Source organism: Micromonospora sp. NPDC047521 (assembly GCF_055587305.1).
This window is the reverse complement of sequence record NZ_JBVJGN010000015.1, coordinates 1-17,790: the sequence shown is the minus strand read 5'-3', so window position 1 is coordinate 17,790 and position 17,790 is coordinate 1. Positions and strand designations below refer to the sequence as shown.

20 protein-coding genes are annotated in these 17,790 nt (G+C 71.6%); 8 read left to right on the top strand and 12 right to left on the bottom strand.

Annotated elements, in window-relative coordinates:
* Positions 1 to 73: 73 nt before the first annotated feature.
* Positions 74 to 1,480, top strand: coding sequence for a KamA family radical SAM protein (locus ACZ6N8_RS26205; RefSeq protein ID WP_466013159.1), 1,407 nt, complete (start codon positions 74 to 76; stop codon positions 1,478 to 1,480).
* A gap of 52 nt (positions 1,481 to 1,532) precedes the next feature.
* Here the strand turns inward: ACZ6N8_RS26205 and ACZ6N8_RS26200 are convergent, their stop codons facing one another.
* The 5 genes from ACZ6N8_RS26200 to ACZ6N8_RS26180 form a co-directional block, all read right to left on the bottom strand.
* The gene (locus ACZ6N8_RS26200) at positions 1,533 to 2,606 is read right to left on the bottom strand and encodes a hypothetical protein (RefSeq protein WP_466013158.1); all 1,074 of its coding nucleotides are present in this window, start codon (positions 2,604 to 2,606) and stop codon (positions 1,533 to 1,535) included.
* On the bottom strand, positions 2,603 to 3,172 hold the full coding sequence (locus tag ACZ6N8_RS26195) for an RNA polymerase sigma factor (protein WP_466013157.1): 570 nt from the start codon (positions 3,170 to 3,172) through the stop codon (positions 2,603 to 2,605). The genes ACZ6N8_RS26200 and ACZ6N8_RS26195 overlap by 4 nt, the downstream gene beginning before the upstream one ends.
* Before the next feature lie 79 nt (positions 3,173 to 3,251).
* Positions 3,252 to 4,142: a polysaccharide deacetylase family protein gene (locus ACZ6N8_RS26190; protein WP_466013156.1), complete on the bottom strand. Its 891-nt coding sequence runs from the start codon at positions 4,140 to 4,142 to the stop codon at positions 3,252 to 3,254.
* Between the two features lie 45 nt (positions 4,143 to 4,187).
* Positions 4,188 to 4,532 carry a YnfA family protein gene (locus tag ACZ6N8_RS26185; protein ID WP_466013155.1) on the bottom strand — a complete coding sequence of 115 codons (345 nt, stop codon included), beginning with the start codon at positions 4,530 to 4,532 and terminating at the stop codon, positions 4,188 to 4,190.
* Between the two features lie 71 nt (positions 4,533 to 4,603).
* Positions 4,604 to 4,798 carry a CsbD family protein gene (locus ACZ6N8_RS26180; protein WP_357992205.1) on the bottom strand — a complete coding sequence of 65 codons (195 nt, stop codon included), beginning with the start codon at positions 4,796 to 4,798 and terminating at the stop codon, positions 4,604 to 4,606.
* 456 nt (positions 4,799 to 5,254) lie between these two features.
* Here ACZ6N8_RS26180 and rox point away from each other — a divergent pair, with 456 nt between their 5' ends.
* Together rox and ACZ6N8_RS26170 are read left to right on the top strand one after the other, a co-directional pair.
* Positions 5,255 to 6,670, top strand: coding sequence for a rifampin monooxygenase (gene rox, locus ACZ6N8_RS26175; protein WP_466013264.1), 1,416 nt, complete (start codon positions 5,255 to 5,257; stop codon positions 6,668 to 6,670).
* A gap of 83 nt (positions 6,671 to 6,753) precedes the next feature.
* Positions 6,754 to 7,365, top strand: coding sequence for a histidine phosphatase family protein (locus tag ACZ6N8_RS26170; protein ID WP_387122167.1), 612 nt, complete (start codon positions 6,754 to 6,756; stop codon positions 7,363 to 7,365).
* On the opposite strand, the gene ACZ6N8_RS26165 is transcribed toward ACZ6N8_RS26170, so the two are convergent.
* From ACZ6N8_RS26165 to ACZ6N8_RS26155, 3 genes are all read right to left on the bottom strand, one after another.
* Entirely contained in the window at positions 7,295 to 7,801 is a 507-nt protein-coding gene (locus tag ACZ6N8_RS26165; protein ID WP_151490042.1) for an Lrp/AsnC family transcriptional regulator, read from the bottom strand. The genes ACZ6N8_RS26170 and ACZ6N8_RS26165 overlap by 71 nt on opposite strands.
* Before the next feature lie 64 nt (positions 7,802 to 7,865).
* Positions 7,866 to 9,008, bottom strand: a complete 1,143-nt coding sequence (locus tag ACZ6N8_RS26160; protein ID WP_466013154.1) for an acyl-CoA dehydrogenase family protein — start codon at positions 9,006 to 9,008, stop codon at positions 7,866 to 7,868.
* Positions 9,005 to 10,120 (bottom strand): M24 family metallopeptidase, encoded by a 1,116-nt coding sequence (locus tag ACZ6N8_RS26155; protein ID WP_466013153.1) that lies wholly within the window; start codon positions 10,118 to 10,120, stop codon positions 9,005 to 9,007. Before ACZ6N8_RS26155 ends, ACZ6N8_RS26160 begins: the two co-directional genes overlap by 4 nt.
* Before the next feature lie 203 nt (positions 10,121 to 10,323).
* Between ACZ6N8_RS26155 and ACZ6N8_RS26150 the strand changes: the two genes are divergently transcribed.
* Positions 10,324 to 11,694: a glycosyl hydrolase family 18 protein gene (locus ACZ6N8_RS26150; RefSeq protein WP_466013152.1), complete on the top strand. Its 1,371-nt coding sequence runs from the start codon at positions 10,324 to 10,326 to the stop codon at positions 11,692 to 11,694.
* 37 nt (positions 11,695 to 11,731) lie between these two features.
* On the opposite strand, the gene ACZ6N8_RS26145 is transcribed toward ACZ6N8_RS26150, so the two are convergent.
* Entirely contained in the window at positions 11,732 to 12,622 is an 891-nt protein-coding gene (locus ACZ6N8_RS26145; RefSeq protein WP_466013151.1) for a winged helix-turn-helix transcriptional regulator, read from the bottom strand.
* Positions 12,623 to 12,721: 99 nt separating this feature from the next.
* On the opposite strand from ACZ6N8_RS26145, the gene ACZ6N8_RS26140 reads away from it, so the two are divergent.
* The 3 genes from ACZ6N8_RS26140 to ACZ6N8_RS26130 all read left to right on the top strand — a co-directional run bounded on the left by ACZ6N8_RS26140 (position 12,722) and on the right by ACZ6N8_RS26130 (position 15,280).
* Positions 12,722 to 13,984, top strand: coding sequence for an MFS transporter (locus ACZ6N8_RS26140; RefSeq protein WP_466013150.1), 1,263 nt, complete (start codon positions 12,722 to 12,724; stop codon positions 13,982 to 13,984).
* Between the two features lie 96 nt (positions 13,985 to 14,080).
* Positions 14,081 to 14,296: a hypothetical protein gene (locus ACZ6N8_RS26135; RefSeq protein WP_466013149.1), complete on the top strand. Its 216-nt coding sequence runs from the start codon at positions 14,081 to 14,083 to the stop codon at positions 14,294 to 14,296.
* A 57-nt stretch (positions 14,297 to 14,353) separates the two neighbouring features.
* A complete protein-coding gene (locus tag ACZ6N8_RS26130; protein WP_466013148.1) occupies positions 14,354 to 15,280 on the top strand; it encodes a 5'-3' exonuclease in 927 nt (308 codons plus the stop codon).
* A 60-nt stretch (positions 15,281 to 15,340) separates the two neighbouring features.
* Here the strand turns inward: ACZ6N8_RS26130 and ACZ6N8_RS26125 are convergent, their stop codons facing one another.
* Together ACZ6N8_RS26125 and ACZ6N8_RS26120 are read right to left on the bottom strand one after the other, a co-directional pair.
* Positions 15,341 to 16,063 carry an isocitrate lyase/PEP mutase family protein gene (locus tag ACZ6N8_RS26125; RefSeq protein ID WP_466013147.1) on the bottom strand — a complete coding sequence of 241 codons (723 nt, stop codon included), beginning with the start codon at positions 16,061 to 16,063 and terminating at the stop codon, positions 15,341 to 15,343.
* A gap of 8 nt (positions 16,064 to 16,071) precedes the next feature.
* A complete protein-coding gene (locus tag ACZ6N8_RS26120) occupies positions 16,072 to 16,377 on the bottom strand; it encodes a GNAT family N-acetyltransferase (protein ID WP_364365259.1) in 306 nt (101 codons plus the stop codon).
* 88 nt (positions 16,378 to 16,465) lie between these two features.
* Here ACZ6N8_RS26120 and ACZ6N8_RS26115 point away from each other — a divergent pair, with 88 nt between their 5' ends.
* Positions 16,466 to 17,170, top strand: a complete 705-nt coding sequence (locus ACZ6N8_RS26115; RefSeq protein WP_466013146.1) for a DUF1223 domain-containing protein — start codon at positions 16,466 to 16,468, stop codon at positions 17,168 to 17,170.
* Between the two features lie 50 nt (positions 17,171 to 17,220).
* On the opposite strand, the gene ACZ6N8_RS26110 is transcribed toward ACZ6N8_RS26115, so the two are convergent.
* On the bottom strand, positions 17,221 to 17,790 hold a 570-nt coding region (locus ACZ6N8_RS26110), incomplete at its 5' end, for a cellulose binding domain-containing protein (RefSeq protein WP_466013145.1).

Here is a 17,790-nt window from a genome sequence, read left to right as displayed (position 1 = left end):
GACTAGTTTCTGTACCGAATATTTTCCAGTAGCCTTCGGGCCCGTTGATCAGCCGCAGCACCGAGGAGGGGCCGTGACCCAGACCCAACCGGTTGAGACCATCCCTCAACCCCGTCACGCCCCGGTCGCCGCACCGACCGCCGGGCAACCGTACGAATACCACCGCCGCCCCCTGGTCGAACCCGACTGGACCCGCTTCCCCGGCTGGCGCCACGTCACCCGCGAGCAGTGGGAATCCGCCCAGTGGCAACGCGTCAACTGCGTCAAGAACATCAAGCAGCTCCGCGTCGTCCTCGGCGACCTCGTCGACGAGAGCTTCTACGCCGACCTCGAGGCCGACCAGAAGGCCATGGCAACCATGTCCATGCTGGTGCCACCACAAATGATCAACACGATGGTGCCGTTCGCGCCCCTCACCACCGAGGCGCTGCTCGCCGACCCCATCCGCCGCTACATGATCCCCGTCGCCTCCGACCGGCGCACCGACTGGCCGTCACACCCCTACGCCAGCCGCGACAGCCTCCACGAACACGACATGTGGGTCGCCGAAGGCCTCACCCACCGCTACCCCACCAAGGTCCTCGCCGAACTGCTCTCCACCTGCCCGCAGTACTGCGGCCACTGCACCCGCATGGACCTGGTCGGCAACTCCACCCCCGCCGTCGACAAACTCAAACTCACCCTCAAGCCCGTCGACCGCTACGACGCCCACATCGCCTACCTCAAGGCCCACCCCGGCGTCCGCGACGTCGTCGTCTCCGGTGGCGACGTGGCAAACGTCCCCTGGCGCAACCTCGAGTCGTACCTCATGCGCCTGCTGGAACTGGAGACGGTCCGCGACATCCGGCTCGCCACCAAGGCCCTCATGGGCCTGCCCCAGCACTGGCTCCAGCCCGACGTCGTCGAAGGCCTCGAACGCGTCGCCCGCACCGCCGCCCGACGCGGCGTCAACCTCGCCATCCACACCCACGTCAACCACGCCCAGTCGCTCACCCCACTGGTCGCCAAGGCCGCCCAGACCGCCCTCGACGTCGGCGTCCGCGACGTCCGCAACCAGGGCGTGCTCATGCGCGGCGTCAACGCCACCACCCCCGAGCTGCTCGACCTCTGCTTCGCCCTCCAGGGCGAAGCCGGGATCCTGCCGTACTACTTCTACATGTGCGACATGATCCCCAACGCCGAACACTGGCGCGTCCCGGTCTGGCACGCCCAGCAGCTCCAGCACGACATCATGGGCTACCTGCCCGGGTACGCCACCCCCCGCATCGTGTGCGACGTGCCGTTCGTCGGGAAGCGCTGGGTGCACATGCTCACCGACTACGACCGGGAACGCGGCATCTCCTACTGGACCAAGAACTACCGCACCTCCATCGAGTCCACCGACCTGGAGGCGCTCAACAAGCGCTACGCCTACTACGACCCGATCGACACCCTGCCCGACGGCGGCCAGCAGTGGTGGGCCGACCACCGCGACGACTGACCCACCGACCACGACACCCCCGGGACCTCCCCGGGGGTGTCGCCGTCCACCGTCACCGGCAGCCCAGGCCCTGCGCGTACCCGGCCGGCAGCCTCCCCGCCGCGATCTCGTCGGCGTACTCCCAGAACACCTCCGGCCAGTCACCGGCCTCGTCCATCTCCCGCAACACCCGCCAGGTGTGGCTGCCGCGCATCGCCTCGACGGCCCGCCGCACCGCGGCCTCGTCCCCGCCCGCCCTCGCCCGCTGCCACTCCGCGATCCACCCGCAGCCCACAAGCGACGTCACCGCGGCACCGAACTGGTACGAGTCGTTCACACCGACCTCCTCCAGCGCCGCGACATCGAAGCCCGGCGGAAGCGGCACGCCCGCGAGCACCTCACCCGCCCGCGCCCGCACCCGCTCCGGCGTGACGATCTCCGCCGGCAGCGCGCCCAACCAGGTCCGCACATCCACGCGCACGACCGCCGCGAGAACCTGGTCGAACTCCCCACGGGACCAGTTGTCCCCGGTACGCATCTCCACGAACACACCGTCGCGGGGACGCAGGATCACCGCGAAGTCCCGGGCGGAGTACCGGAACAGATCACCAGGCCAACCGTCGACCCGCACCGCCTCCGGCCGGCTGACCTCGAGCCGGTCGTCGAAACGGTCCGCGTACCCGCCGGCCGGGTACCAGTTCATCTCCAACTCTCGATCGCCTCGACGAAACGCGATGGTGCCCTCCTCCTGGGCGAACCCGTACACGGTGGTCGCCACCCAGCCCGGCTGGTTGATCAGCAGCCGCGGATTCTTCTCCGCGGCCCGCATCGCCACAGGCGAGTAGACAACCGGCGCACCGGCAGCCGGCGCGGCAGGTTCCTCACCGCCCTCCCCCGGCTCACGTACCAGGACGGACACGCCAAGGACGCCGGCGAGCACCGCGGCCGCCGTCACCACGCCCGCGAAGCGACGCACCGTCCGCCCCGCCCCCGGTCGCCGTCGCGGCGGCTCCACGAAACGATCGAGCGTCGACTCCGACATGATCTCCTCCAGGATGGACTGCTTCACCCCGCCGAGGGCACCGACGACGTCCAGCCGAGCGGGGTCGGCGTCGCGAACCAACCGGTCCAGCTGTTCCTCGGTCATCTCTCCTCCTTGCGGGTGGCTGCGGTCAGCACGTCCAGTACATGTCCGGGCGGTCCGAGGTCGTCACCGACAAGCTCCCGCAGCCGGGCGCGCGCCCGCGACAGTCGGGTCCGGACCACGGCCGGACCCACCCCCAGGACCGCCGCCACCTCGCGCGGTTGCAGACCCTCCCAGACCGTGAGCATCAGCACCTCCCGATCCAGCCCACCCAGACCCGCCAACGCCGCCCGGACGGCGAGCTGCTCGGGCACCTCACTGCCCGGATCGACGGCCACCGTGGCGACGATCTGCTGACGCAACCGCTCACCCAGCCGCTGCCGGCGCACGCCGCCACGGTGATGGTTGGCCAACACCCGCCGGGCCACCCCGTACAGCCAGAGACGGGCCTCGGCACCGTCCGGAATGTCGTGCCGACGACGCCACGCCACCAGGAACGTCTCCGCGACGACGTCGGCCGCGTCCTCGGGGTGCTCGACGCGCCGCAGCGCGTACGACAACAACGGCTCGAAGTCCGCGACGTAGACGCGCCGGAAGTGGTCCTCGTAGTACTCGATGCCGGAGCTCACGTTCACTCCATGTCCGGGAGGACCTCAACCGTGACAGGTCGCGCGAACGCGTTGTGGCGCGCCCCGGCGCGACGGGCCGTCAGGCCACCAACACCTCGGACAACGGCGCCGGCACCAGGCCCCGTTCCCGCAACCCGGCCAGGATGTGCGGAAGCGCCTCATCGGTCATCGCCGCGTTCGCCTCGGTCACATGCATGATCACCACCGACCCGGGGCGTACGTGATCGAGCACCGCCCGCACCAACGGCTTCCACGCCGTCGCGAACGGATCCCCGCTGACCACGTCCCCGTCGACCACAGTCACGCCCAGCGGCGCCAGGGCGTCCAGCGCCGCCGCGTCGTGGCACAGCCCCGGAAACCGGAAGTACCGGGTCTGCCGCCCCCCGTACGCCTCGATCACCTCGAACGTCCTCGCCACGTCCTCGGCCAACTCACCGACAGGCGACCGGGGCAGGTCGTAGCAGTCAGCGGTGAACGCCGCGTGCCCGTAGGTGTGGTTCGCCAGCTCGAAGCGGGGATTGTCGGCGATCCGCCGCGTCACGTCCGGGTACCGCTGCACCCACTTTCCGGTGAGGAAGAACGTCGCAGGCACCCGCTCGCGCTCTAGCAGGTCGAGGATCCGCAGGTTCGCGTACGACGTCACCCGGCCGGCGCGCAGGTTGCCCAGCATCGCGTCGGTCATGTCCGCGTCGAAGGTCAACGCGACCTTGTCACCGGTCCGCGGCCCGTGGTCGACCACAGGCGCCCGGGTTCCCACAGGCGTCGCCCCCGGCACGGAGGTCACCGGCGCCACGTCCGGGACGGTGGATGCCGTCGGGGTGGGACTGACACGTGCCGACGGCGCGGCTGACGAGCCGACGAAGACCGGCCGTTCCGGTGGCGGCACCCGGGACGCCGAGCAGGCGGCGGCGCCGACAACGGCCACCGCGACCAGTACGCAGGACAACGGGCGGAGCCGAGGGCGGATCACGCCGCAGATCATCGCAGAGGTGAACGGGGCTCACTGTCCCCGACCTTAGGCGGGGGCGCCGCCGCGCGGGGCGTACATGATGACCGCGACGCCGAGCAGACAGAGCGCCGCGCCGGTGACGTCCCAGCGGTCCGGGCGGAACCCGTCCACCACCATCGCCCAGCCCAGCGAACCCGCCACGAACACCCCGCCGTACGCGGCCAGGATCCGCCCGAAGTTCGCGTCCGGCTGGAAGGTGGCGACGAAGCCGTAACAGCCCAGCGCGACCACACCGGCCGCGATCCACCACAGACCCCGCTGTTCACGCCAGCCCTGCCACACCAGCCAGGCGCCGCCAATCTCGGCCAGCGCGGCAAGCGCGAACAACACCAGGGAACGCAGCACGGTCACCCCGCGACCCTAGCGGCATACGCGTCGGAGCCCCGGGCAGCACCTGCCCGGGGCTCCGACGGTCACTCGGGTCACTTGTTGAAGGCGTCCTTGATCTTGCTGCCGGCGTCCTTCATGCTCTGCCCGGCCTGCTTGGCCCGCGCGTTCGACTGCTGGCTCGCGCCGTCGCCGCGCATCGGCTCGTTGTCGGTCATGTCGCCGACGCGCTCCTTCGCGGCGCCGGCCAGCTGCTCAACCTTGCTCTTTGCCTTCTCGGTGAAGCTCATCGCGCCTCCTCGGTCTGGCGGTTGTTCCGCCTCGCTTGCCCGGTCTTCGGGTGCCGAAACCGGCGGTGCCGGTCGGCACATCCGCTCAGGCATCCTAGGAAGATAGGTTGTGGAGAATCAACCGAAGAGGCCTTCGGGAGTCGTCGGAAAAGGATTGGACGACACGACGGACGGGCTTGTAGCTTGCGGGCGAACGTGACACGGCCCGAGGAGGTGAGACCCATGAACGCTGTATCGATGTGGGTGCTCCCCCTCCCGTCACGATCGGGCGATTGACGTAGGTGTCGCCGGGAGCGCCACGCCAAACGGCACTCCCGAAGGGCAACACCTGTGCAACCTCTGCCATTCACCGCCGAGCCGTCGACGACCGACGCACTCGAACGACACTCCGCCACCGGCCACCTCCCCGAGCCCCAGTCACCGGACTCCGGCCCCGATCGCGCACCCCACTTCGACGTGATCATCGCCGGTTGCGGCCCGACCGGCGCGATGCTGGCCGCCGAACTACGACTGCACGATGTGCGGGTCCTGGTTCTGGAGAAGGAGAACGACCCCACGTCGTTCGTACGCATAGTCGGTCTGCACATCCGCAGCCTCGAACTGATGGCGATGCGCGGACTGCTGGATCGCATCCTCCCGCACGGCAGGCGGCGTCCGGCCGGCGGTTTCTTCGCCGCCATCCCCAAGCCCCCGCCGACGAGCCTGGATTCCACGTACGCCTATCTCCTGGGCATCCCGCAGCCGGTCATCGAACGGCTGCTCGCGGAGCACGCGATCGAACTCGGTGCGCAGATCCGGCGCGGGTGCGCGGTCACCGGCCTCCAGCAGGACGACGACTGTGTGACGGTCGAGCTGGCCGACGGGGCACAACTGCGCTCGCGCTACCTCGTCGGCTGTGACGGCGGGCGCAGCACGGTGCGCAAACTGCTCGGTGTCGGATTTCCCGGCGAGCCCGCCCAGAACGAGACCCTGATGGGCGAGATGTCGGTCGGTATGCCACCGGAGGAGATCGCCGCCACGGTGGCCGGGCTCCGCGAGAACCATCATCGATTCTGGCTCCGGCCCGCGGGCGGGGAGACGTACAGCGTCCTCGTGCCCGCCGCGGGAGTCAGCGACCGCGCGAAGCCGGCCACCCTCGACGACTTCAAGCAACAGTTGCGTGCCATCGCCGGAACCGATTTCGGTGTGCACTCCCCGCGCTGGATGTCCCGCTTCGGCGACGCCACCCGGCTCGCCGAACGGTACCGGGTCGGGCGGGTGCTGCTGGCCGGCGACGCGGCGCACATCCATCCGCCCATCGGCGGACAGGGCCTCAACCTGGGCGTTCAGGACGCCTTCAACCTGGGCTGGAAACTGGCCGCCCAGATCCGCAGCTGGGCGCCCGACACCCTGCTGGACACGTACCAGGCAGAACGCCGTCCGGTCGCCGAGGAGGTGCTGGACAACACCCGCGCCCAGACGGAACTGCTGTCCACCGCGCCAGGCGCGCAGGCCGTGCGCAGGCTGCTCACCACGTTGATGGACTTCGACGAGGTGAACCGCCATCTGATCGAGAAGATCACCGCCCTCGACATCCGGTACGACTTCGGCCCGGGCCCCGACCTGATCGGCCGCCGCCTGCCCGACATCGACGTGCGACAGGGCCACCTCTACGGGCTGCTGCACCACGGCCGTGGCCTGCTGCTGGACCGCACCGGACGCCTGACCGTCGGCGGCTGGTCAGACCGCGTCGACAACATCGCGGATCCGACCGCGGCACTGGACGTCCCGTGCGTCCTGCTCCGACCCGACGGTCACGTCGCCTGGATCGGCGATGATCAGCAGGACCTGGACGGCCAGCTCTCCCGCTGGTTCGGCGCACCCGCCGACTGATCCGCGCCCGCCCGTCGAGCGTGCGGCGCCGCCCACACCACAACCGCCGGGTGCCGGCCGAGCGGCGGTGGTTAACTGATCGGATGGGAGAGCTCCTGCTGATCCGGCACGGCGAGACCACCTGGAGTGCCAGCCTGCGGCACACCTCGTACACCGATCTGGAGCTGACCCCCGACGGCGAGCGGCAGGCCCGCACCCTCGCGGCGTTCCTGGCCGGCCGGCGGTTCGTGAGCGTGCTGGCCAGCCCCCGCTCCCGGGCGCTGCGCACCGCGCAGCTCGCCGGGCTCACCGTCGACGCCGTCGACGAGGACCTCAGCGAGTGGAACTACGGCGAGTACGAGGGCCGCACCACCGTCGACATCCACGAGAACCAGCCGCACTGGAACATCTGGACCGACGGCTGCCCCGGCGGCGAGTCACCCGCGCAGGTCGGCGAGCGACTCGACCGGGTGCTGGCCCGGGTCACCCCGCTGCTGGACCGGGGCACCGTGGCGCTCGTCGGCCACGCGCACAGCCTGCGGGTGCTGGGGGCCCGCTGGATCGGCCTGCCCCCGTCCGCCGGGGCACGGCTGCGGCTGGACACCGCCACGGTAAGCGTGCTCGGTCACGAGCACGACCGGCAGGTCATCCTGCGGTGGAACCAGCCGGCTCCTCCGGCACCCGGGACCGCGACCGACTCGGCGCCCCGGCACTGATCTTCGGCGGCCGGTTCTCGTACGGCGTGGACAGCACCACAGTCGTGCGGGTCGTCACGTTCGCCGACGTACGGATCTCCTGGAGCACCCGCTCCAGGTCCGCGGGGCTCGCCACCCGCACCAGCAGCAGGTAGAAGTCCTCCCCCGCCACCGAGTAGCACGAGTCGATCTCGGGCAGGTGCGCCAGCCGTTCCGGGGCGTCGTCCGGCTGCGACGGGTCGAACGGCCGGATCGCCACGAACGCGGTCAGCGGCAGGTCCAACGCCTCGAACGACACCCGCGCGGCGTACCCCTTGATTACCCCGCGCTGCTCCAGCCGGCGCACCCGCTGGTGCACGGCGGACACCGACAGGCCCACCTTCTCGGCCAGATCCGTGTACGACAGGCGGCCGTCAGCGGTCAACGCTGCGACGATGGCGCGGTCGATCTCCTCCACGGCGAGCAACCTACCGGGAAAACGGCGCGACGGCGACGACGAACGCGACGGTGGACCCGCCGTCTCAGCCCTTGGCGAGCGCCCGGGAGATCACCAGCCGCTGGATCTGGTTGGTGCCCTCGACGATCTGGAGCACCTTGGCCTCGCGCATGTACCGCTCCACCGGGTGATCGCTCACGTAACCGGCACCGCCGAGCACCTGCACCGCGTCGGTGGTCACCCGCATCGCCATGTCGGTGGCGAAGAGCTTCGCCTTGGCCGCCTCGATCGAGTACGGCCGGCCGGCGTCACGCAGTCGGGCAGCGGCGAGGGTCAGCGCGCGGGCCGCCGAGATCTGGGTGGCCGCGTCGGCCAGCAGGAAGCCGAGCCCCTGGAAGTCGATGATGGACCTGCCGAACTGCTGCCGCTCCCGGCCGTAGGACACCGCGTAGTCCAGCGCCGCCTGCGCCAGCCCGACAGCGCACGCCGCGATGCCCAGCCGACCCGAGTCCAGAGCGGACATCGCGATGGTGAAACCGGTGCCCTCACCTCCGATCAGCCGCTCGGCCGGCACCCGCGCCGAGTCGAACGCGATCTGCGCCACCGGCGAGGACCGCAACCCCATGGTCCGCTCCGCCGTCTGGGGGGTGATGCCGGCGGTGCCGGAGTCGGCGAGCAGGCAGGAGATCCCCTTGGGACCGGGCTCACCGGTGCGGCAGAAGATGTTGTAGAAGTCGGCCACCTGGGCGTGGGTGATCCACGCCTTGGTGCCGGAGACGACGTACGTGTCGCCGTCCCGAACCGCCCGGGTGCTCAGCGACGCCGCGTCCGAGCCACCCTGCGGCTCGGAGAGGCAGTACGCGCCGAGCAGCTCGCCGCCGAGCATGTCCGGCAGCAGTTTGCGCTGCTCGTCGCTGCCGAACGCGGCCACCGGGTAGCAGGACAGGGTGTGCACGCTGACCGCCTCGGCGACGGCGAGCCAGCGGCTGGCCAGGACCTCCAGCACCTGGAGGTACACCTCGTACGGCTGGGCCGCCCCGCCGTACTCCTCGGGGTAGGGCAGGCCGAGCAGGCCGGCCCGGCCGAGGGTACGCAGCACCTCGCGGGGGAACTCGGCGCGCTCCTCGAAGCCGGCGGCCTTCGGGGCGAGTTCGCGGTCGGCGAGCTCGGTGGCGAGGTCCAGCAGGTCGTGGGCCTCGTCGGTGGGGAGGATCCGGTCGACAGTCATAGCGCGATGAGCTCCGTGGGGGTGGTGTTGAGCCGTTGCACGCCGTCCGTTGTGCAGACGACGATGTCCTCGATGCGGGCGCCGTGCCGGCCCGCCAGGTAGATGCCCGGTTCGATGGAGAACGCCATCCCGGCCTCCAACTGCCTGTCGTTGCCGGCCACCAGGTAGGGCTCCTCGTGGCCGTCGAGGCCGATGCCGTGCCCGGTGCGGTGCAGGAACGCGGGGCCGTAGCCGGCGGCGGCGATCGGCTCGCGGGCGGCGGCGTCGGCCTGCGCGCCGGTGATGCCGGGCCGCACCGCCGCCACGGCGGCCCGCTGGGCGTCGCGCAGCACCGTGTAGTAGTCGAGGAAGTCGGCCGGGGCCGGTGCTCCCGCCACGTAGGTGCGGGTGCAGTCGGAGCGGTAGCCCGACGCCATGGTGCCGCCGATGTCGACCACCACGGGCTCGCCGGCGCCGATCGGCCGGTCGGAGGTCCCGTGGTGGGGGCTGGCGCCGTTCGGCCCGGCGGCCACGATGACGAAGTCGACGCTTACGTGTCCGGTCGCGCGGATCGCCGCGGCGATGTCGGTCGCCACCTCGGCCTCGGTGCGCCCGGGGCGCAGCCACTCCCCCATCCGACGGTGCACCTCGTCGATGGCCGCGCCGGCCTCGGCCAGGGCCGCGACCTCCGCCGGGGACTTGCGGATCCGCAGCTCGCGCAGCACCTCCCCGGCGAGTCGCTGGGTGGCGCGGGGAAGCACAGCGCGCAGCGCGAGGACCTGCTCGGCCCACATCCGGTCGGCGAGCCCGACCGCCGCCGGCGGGCCGTCGAGGGCGGCCACCACCAGGGGGTACGGGTCGACGCCGTCGACGTGGTCGACGATGCGCACGCCGGTGGCCGGCGCGGGGGACGCCTCGGCGGCCGGGCGTTCCAGCCTGGGCACGATCAGGGTCGCCTCGCCCTCGGCGGGCAGCACGAGGCAGGTCAGCCGCTCCCCCGCGTGGGCGTCGTACCCGGTCAGGTAGCGCAGGTCGGAGCCGGGGGTGAGCAGCAGGCCGTCCAGACCGGCGGCGGCCGTGGCGCGCTGCGCGGCGATCAGCCGATCGGGCGGGTACAGCTCGTCGATTCCCACCCCCTCAGCTTAACGGTCGTTTGGGCGTTGCTCGAACCCGGACAACAGGCACGAAGGAAATCAACAAACTTTGATTGACGCCGACAGTTAACACTCTTTAAGATTTGCCTGCCTCGAGGCCCACCCGTCCCTGCTGCCGTACCTCCCGCCCGCGACAACCCTGCGCGGGCGGGCGTCGTCCCCCGCCCACGGGAAGGCCCCCGATGTCCTCACCACTGCGCCGCGCCCTCGCCGCCGGCCTGCTCGCGCTGGCCACCGCCGGCGCCACCCTGACCCTCGCCCCCACCGCCGCGCAGGCCGTGGTGCTGCCGAACAACTTCAAGAGCGTCGGCTACATGCCCTCGTGGGCCGGCGACGTGAACACCATCCAGTACAACAAGCTCACCCACATCAACTACGCCTTCGTGCTGCCCAACAACGACGGCAGCCTGCGGGCGGTGGAGAACCCGAGCAAACTCTCCTCGCTGGTCTCGCGGGCGCACGCCAACAACGTCAAGGTGTCGATCGCCGTCGGCGGCTGGAACGACGGCAACGACTCGGCGTTCGAAGCCCTCGCCGCCAACTCCGGCAGCCGGACGACCTTCGTCAACAACCTGGTCGCCTTCGTCAACCAGTACAACCTCGACGGCGTCGACATGGACTGGGAGTACCCCGACCCGGGCGCCTCGGCCAACAACTACACGGCGCTCATGACGCAGCTCGGCAGCGCCATGCACAGCCGCGGCAAACTGCTCACCGCCGCCGTGGTCAGCGAGGGCTACTACCTCGACGGCGTGCAGCCAGCCGTGTTCAACCAGGTCGACTGGCTCAACATCATGGCGTACGACGGCGGCAGCCCGCACTCGAACTACGACTGGTCGATCAACAGCGTCAACCTGTGGAAGGCCCGGGGCCTGCCGGCAAGCAAGGCCGTACTCGGCATCCCGTTCTACAGCCGTCCCGGCTACTTCACGTACTCGGCCCTTGTCGCGCTGGACCCGGCGAACGCCAACCGCGACTGCACCACCGCCGGCGGCGCGCAGCAGTGCTACAACGGCATCCCGACTGTCAAGCGCAAGACGCAGTGGGCCCTGGCCAACGCCGGCGGCGTGATGAACTGGGAGCTGTCGCAGGACACCACCGGCTCCACCTCCCTGGTCAGCGCCATGTACGACACCATCATGGGCGGCACCACCCCGCCGCCGAGCGGTCGTACCGGCCGGATCACGGGCATCGGCGGCAAGTGCGTCGACGTGGCATCGGCCAGCACCGCCAACGGCACCGCCATCCAGCTGTGGACCTGCAACGGCACCACCGCGCAGACCTGGACGGTAGCCGGCGACGGCACGCTGCGCGCCCTCGGCAAGTGCGCCGACATCGCCAGCGGCTCGACCGCCAACGGCGCCAAGGTCCAGCTCTGGGACTGCAACGGCAGCGGCGCCCAGGTGTGGCAGGCGCAGTCCAACGGCACCCTGCGCAACCCGCAGTCGAACAAGTGCCTCGACGCCACGGACAACAGCTCCGCCGACGGCACGCGGCTGCAGATCTGGGACTGCTTCGCCGGCACCAACCAGCGCTGGACCCTTCCGGCCTGACGGCGTGACCCGCACGGTCCCCGGTCGACGCCCAGCGTCAGCCGGGGACCACCGCGTGCACGCGGGCCAGGGCGAGCATCTCGTCGACCGAGCCGGCCGGATCGGTGACCGGGAACTGCACCGCCCGGACCACCGACGCCGGGTCGACAAGCAGCGTCAACCGCTTGAACCGGGTCTGCCCACCGGCCCGGAAGACGGGCAGCAGCAGCCCGGCGGCGAGCCGACCGTCCTGGTCGGACAGCAACGGGAACGGCAACTCGGCGTACGCGGCGAAGTCGGCGAGCTGGTCCGGTCGTTGGGTGCTGATGCCGTGCACGCGTACCCCCACCGCCTGGAACTCCGGGTGCCGCCGGGCGTAGGTGGTCGACTCCAGGGTGCAGCCCCGCGCGCCGGGGATCTCCGCCCAACCGGGCGGGTAGTTCTGCACCGCCCCCGGCGCGTACGCCCCGGGAAAGAGGTACAGGACGCTCCAGGCGTCCGGTGCGGTGACCGCCACCGGCTCTCCGTCCAGGCCGGGCAGGGTGACCTGCGGTAGCCGGCGGCCGATCAGGTCGTGCACCCGGCGCGCCTCGGCCGACTCGGCGTCGGCGGTCGCGGTCAGGTCTCCGTCGCCCATGAGGTGCCTCGTTCCCCAGTCCTGAAGGGCGATAAGCACCGGCAACAGTCCCTCGCCCCTCGCGGTGAGCAGGTAGTCGTACCGTGGCGGATGCGTGGAGTAGGGACGGCGTCGCAGCACACCGTGCTCGACCAGGGCGGCAAGGCGTTCGGTCAACGCGCGCCGACTGACACCCAGCTCGCGCTGGAGCGCGTCGAAGCGGGTCGTGCCGCCGGCGACGTCGCGCACGATGAGGAACGTCCACCAGTCCCCCAGTACGCCGAGCGCCTGTGCGATGCCGCAGTCAGCGTCGGCGAGATCCTCCCGTCGCACCGGCTTCCCTCCGATCGTCCGACCCGACTATAGTCCGTTCCAGATTGGAACGCACCGATCTGGCGGGATGCATCGGCGCGACGAACGGGGGCCGGCGACATGCACGTCGACGACCGCGCCGCGGTGTTCTGGCGTTGGTGGACCGCCGGCACGACAAGCTTGGTCGGGTCGGCGGTCGGCGCCGTGGCCCTGCCACTGACCGCGCTCACCGTCCTGGACGCCTCCGCGTTCCAGATGGGCCTGATCGCCGCGGCCAGCTACGTCGCCTGGATCGTGATCGGCCTGCCCGCCGGCGTCATCGTGCAACGCCTGCCGCTGCGCGGCGCCCAGGTCGGCGCCGACCTCGCCCGTGCCGTCGCAGTGGCGTCGATCCCGCTCACCTGGTGGTGGGGCCACCTCACGGTGACCCACCTGGTGGTCACCGCGCTCGTCGTCAGCTTCGCCAACGTGCTGTTCGACGTGGCAAACGCGACGTTCCTGCCCAGCATCGTCGAGCGGGAACGGTTGCAGTCCCGCAACAGCCTCACCTCCGCCACCCACGCGGCCACCCTGCTCAGCGGGCCCTCCCTCGGCGGCCTCGCCGTGCAGGCCCTCGGCGCGGTGCCCACCCTGCTCGTCGACTCCGCCAGCTACCTCGTCTCGGCGGCCCTGCTGCGCACCCTTCCCACCAGCCGCGTCCCGTCGCCGGATCGCTGGCCCCCGGTCGGCGAACTGATCCGCCAGGGCTGGCGCTACGTCACCGACCACCGGGTGATGGGGCCGAGCATGTGGGCCGCCACGGCGATGAACCTCGTCTGCGGCGCACAGTTCGCGCTGCACCCGCTGTACCTCGTCCGCGACCTGCACGCGCCCGCCGGCCTGGTCGGCGTCCTGCTCGCCGTCGAGGGTGTCGGCGCGCTGGTCGGGGCGGCCCTCACCACACGCATCACCAACCGGATCGGCACCGCCCGCGCGCTGGTCGCCGCCGGGTTCACCACTGTCGCCGGAGCGTTCCTGATCCCGTTGGGTACGGGCTGGTCGGCGTACGCCGCGTTCGCCGCCGGCAGCATCGTCTTCTCCCTCGGCACGGTGGTGCTCAGCGTGACCACCCGGACGTACCGGCAGATCGCCAGCCCACCCGACCTGCTGTCCCGGGTGATGGCGACCGTGCGGTTCGTCTCCTGGGGGGCGATCCCGGTCGGCGGGCTGGTCGCCGGCATCCTGGCCGGCCCGCTCGGCGCCCGCACCACCCTGCTCGTCTTCGCCGCGACCCTGGTGTGCGCGCCGCTGGTGCTGCTGCTCTCCCCCGTGCGGCACCTGCGCGACCTCACCGACCACGATCCGCGGCCCGACCGGCGCCCCAATGTCGCCGCCGGTCGGTGACCTGCCCCGCGCGGGCGTTTTCCCGCTCGGACGGCACCGCGGGGTCATAGCCTGGATCCGGGACGCCCGCGCGGGCGTCCCGACCGGGAGGACCAGGTGGCAGCGAACGAGGCGGACCGGGCGGCGACACGCCGCCGCCGGCAGCTGTGGGCCGGGGTGCTGGCGCTCGTCGGCCTGGTCCTGCTGATCATCGGTCTCACCGTGGCCGACGGGGTCGCGGCCTGGGTCGAGGTGCTGGTCGCGATCCTGCTGCTGGTGGCGAGCTACGTCGTACAGCACCTGGCCCGCCGGGAGACCGTCTACCGGCGCTGACCCGTCGGCGGCCGGGCGTACCAGTGATCGTCGGAGGGCTGTGCCAGGCTGTTCGGCGTGGCACACCGATCCCCGATCCTGCTGATCGACGCACCCAGCCTCTACTTCCGGGCGTACTTCGGCATTCCGGAGTCCGTCGCGCGCGCCGAGGACGGCACCCCCGTCAACGCGGTACGCGGCTTCCTCGACATGCTCGCCACCCTGATCCGCGGGCGGGGCGCCGACCGGATGGTCTGCGCCCTCGACTACGACTGGCGTCCGGCGTGGCGGGTCGACCTGCTGCCGTCGTACAAGGCGCACCGGGTGGCGCCGCAGGGCGGTGAAGTCGTACCGGACACGCTCTCCCCGCAGGTGCCGATGATCCTGGAGGTGCTGGAGGCCGTCGGCATCACGTCCGTCGGGGCGACCGGCTACGAGGCCGACGACGTGCTCGGCACGCTGTCGGTGACCCAGCCCGGCCCGGTCGAGGTGGTCTCCGGCGACCGGGACCTGTTCCAGCTCGTCGACGACGCCCGGGGGGTCCGGCTGCTCTACGTCGGGCGCGGCGTGGCCAAGCTCGACGACTGCGACGACGCCGCCGTGCGGTCGCGCTACGGCGTGCCTGCCGACAGGTACGCCGACTTCGCCGCCCTGCGCGGCGACCCCAGCGACGGCCTGCCCGGCGTGGCGGGCGTCGGTGAGAAGACCGCCGCGCGGCTCATCGAACGGTACGGCAGCATCGCCGGCATCCTGGCCGCGCTCGACGACTCCGACTCGTCCTTCGCGCCGGGCCTGCGCGGCAAGCTGGTCGCCGCCCGCGACTACCTGGCTGTGGCGCCGACGGTGGTCCGGGTCGCCCTGGACGTGCCACTGCCGGAGCTGCCCACCGCGCTGCCGACAGCGCCCGCCGACCCGGACCGGCTGCTGGACCTGGCCGGCAGGTGGAATCTGGCCGGCTCGACCCGCCGACTGGTGGACGCCCTCGCCGCCCGCGTCGACGCCTGAGGGCGGCTCCCGGGGTCGGGCCCTCCCCGGGCGGGGCGTCGCGCCGTCCGGGGCTACGGCTCAGGCGCGCAGCGCCGCCGCGAGGTCGCCGATCGCGCCCATCGCGTACCGCTGCATCCCCGGCCCGAAGGTGATCCGGGTGGCGCCGAGCCGCCCCAGCTCGGCCACGGACTCCGGGGCCGGGCCGGCGGCCATGTTCAGCGGGCCCTCGACGGCGTCGCGGAGCAGCGGCAGCACCTCGGTCGGCGCGCGCAGCGGGTAGACGCAGTCGGTGCCGGCGGCCACGTACAGCCGGGCCCGCTCCACCGCGTCGGCCGGGTCGCCCGACCCGAACAGGAACGTGTCGACGCGCGCGTTGATGAACAGGGCGTCGCCCGCCGCCGCCCGCACCTCGGCCAGCCAGTCGGCGTGCCGCCGCGGGTCCTTGAGGGTGCCGTGCCCGTCGGAGTCCTCCAGGTTGCAGCCGACGGCGCCCGTGTCGAGGATCCGCCCGACCAGTTCGGCGGGGGCGAGACCGTAGCCGCCCTCGACGTCGGCGGACACGGGAACCGCGACGGCCCGGACGATCCGGGTCACCGCGGCGAACATCTCCTCAGGTGGCGTGGAGCCGTCCTCGTACCCGAGGGAGGCGGCGATTCCCGCGCTGGGCGTGGCGAGCGCGGGAAAGCCGGCGTCGGCGAAGACCCGGGCGCTCGCCGCGTCCCACGGCCCCGGCAGGACGAGCGGGTCGCCTGTGGCGCGACCGTGGTGCAGGGCCCGGAAGGTGGACGCTGTCGTGGTCACTCGTACCTCTACTTTTTCATCTTCCGCGTGGACCGGGCCACGATGTCCTCGTACTCCGGGTGCTTGGTCAGCCACTCGGCGAGGAACGGGCAGATGGGCACGACCGTCCGGCTCCGGGCCCGCGCGTCGTCCATCACCGCCCGGGCGAGGGTCGAGCCGACACCCCTGCCCTCGAACGCGGGGTCGACCTCTGTGTGGGTGTAGGCGATGATGCCGCCGGTCAGCTGGTAGGTCACGATGCCGGCGAGGGCGCCCGCCTCGTCGCGCGCCTCGAAGCGTTCCCGCTCCGGCGCGTCTGTCACGGTGAACTGCACCGGATCATCCAATCACAGCGTGCGCGGGCATTCTCGCGACCGTAACGGGAATCGCAGACCCGGCCGAGGGACCGGGAGGAGACGCGCCATGACGGGCCTGACGACTGACGGCGGCTTCGCCGTCGTGGAGATGTTCACCTCCCAGGGGTGTTCGAGCTGCCCTCCCGCGGAGGAACTGCTGACCGAGATCGACGACGACGCCCGCACGCGGGGGCGGCCGGTCTTCGCCCTCGGCTTCCACGTCGACTACTGGGACGACCTGGGCTGGCCGGACCCGTTCGCGGACGCGGCGTACACGGCGCGGCAGGAGTCGTACGCCCGAGCCTTCCGCTCCGGGCGCCTCTACACGCCACAGATGATCGTCAACGGCACCGACGAGTTCGTCGGGTCGGACCGGCGCCGGGCGGAGAACGCGATCGCGTCCGCCCTGGCGGCGACGCCCACCACACCCGTCGCCCTGACGGTGCGGGAGTTCGACGGCGAACGTCGGGTGGTGGTGGACGTACGGGCCGAGCGGCCCCCGCAGCACGCGGTGGTGAACGTGGCGGTCGTGGAGCGCGGCCTGAGCAGCGAGATCACCCGGGGGGAGAACGCCGGACGGACCCTGCGGCAGGACAACGTGGTCCGCGCCTTCACGTCGGTGGCCCTGGACGGCGGGCAGGCTCGGGTGGAGGTGCGGGCGCCGCGGACCATGGACCCACAGCGGACGAGTGTGATCGGCTACGTGCAGCACGACGGCAACCGGGCCGTCGTCGGCGCCACGGCCGTCGACCTGTCGGCCGAGAGCCGATGAGCCGGGGCCGGTGCGGAGGACAGGAGACGTCCTCCGCACCGACGCCGTGATCAGCTGGCGGTGCAGGTGGGGGTCAGGCCGGCCCCGCTTCCGTTGCCCTGGAAGCCGAACTCGGTGCCCTGACCCGCGCCGAGCCGCCCGTTGTAGTCCACGTTGGTGAACCGCACGGTGCCCGTGGAACCACTGGCCGACGCGCTCCAGGTGTTGGTGACACTCGCGCCGCTCGGAAGCGTCACGCTGACGGTCCAACCGTTCGTTCCGGACGAACCGGCTGTCACCTTCACGGTGGCCACGAACCCGCCGGTCCACGAGTTCAGTGACACCGACGCCGAGCAACCACCACCACCCGGCGGAGGCGTGGTGGGCGGCGGCGTGGTCGGCGGGGGCGTGGTGGGCGGCGGCGTGGTGCCGCCGGCGTTGAGGGCGTTCAGCACGCTCGTGTACGCGGCCTTCTTGTTGCCGCCGCAGTCGAACAGCAGCGCGTTGTCCGAGCCTCGCCACGAGTCGCAGTCGCGTACGCCCCAGACGGTGATGCCGGTGCAGCGCGAGACAGCCAGGCAGGCCCGGGTGACCGAGGCGAAGATGTTCGCCTGGTTGGAGCCGGTCATCACGTCCAGCTC

Coding starts and splice junctions, on each gene's coding strand:
- ACZ6N8_RS26115 (WP_466013146.1), top strand. CDS start 16,466: ATGACGGGCCTGACGACTGACGGCGGCTTCGCCGTCGTGGAGATGTTC.
- ACZ6N8_RS26140 (WP_466013150.1), top strand. CDS start 12,722: ATGCACGTCGACGACCGCGCCGCGGTGTTCTGGCGTTGGTGGACCGCC.
- ACZ6N8_RS26160 (WP_466013154.1), bottom strand. CDS start 9,008: ATGACTGTCGACCGGATCCTCCCCACCGACGAGGCCCACGACCTGCTG.
- ACZ6N8_RS26170 (WP_387122167.1), top strand. CDS start 6,754: ATGGGAGAGCTCCTGCTGATCCGGCACGGCGAGACCACCTGGAGTGCC.
- ACZ6N8_RS26180 (WP_357992205.1), bottom strand. CDS start 4,798: ATGAGCTTCACCGAGAAGGCAAAGAGCAAGGTTGAGCAGCTGGCCGGC.
- ACZ6N8_RS26150 (WP_466013152.1), top strand. CDS start 10,324: ATGTCCTCACCACTGCGCCGCGCCCTCGCCGCCGGCCTGCTCGCGCTG.
- ACZ6N8_RS26200 (WP_466013158.1), bottom strand. CDS start 2,606: ATGACCGAGGAACAGCTGGACCGGTTGGTTCGCGACGCCGACCCCGCT.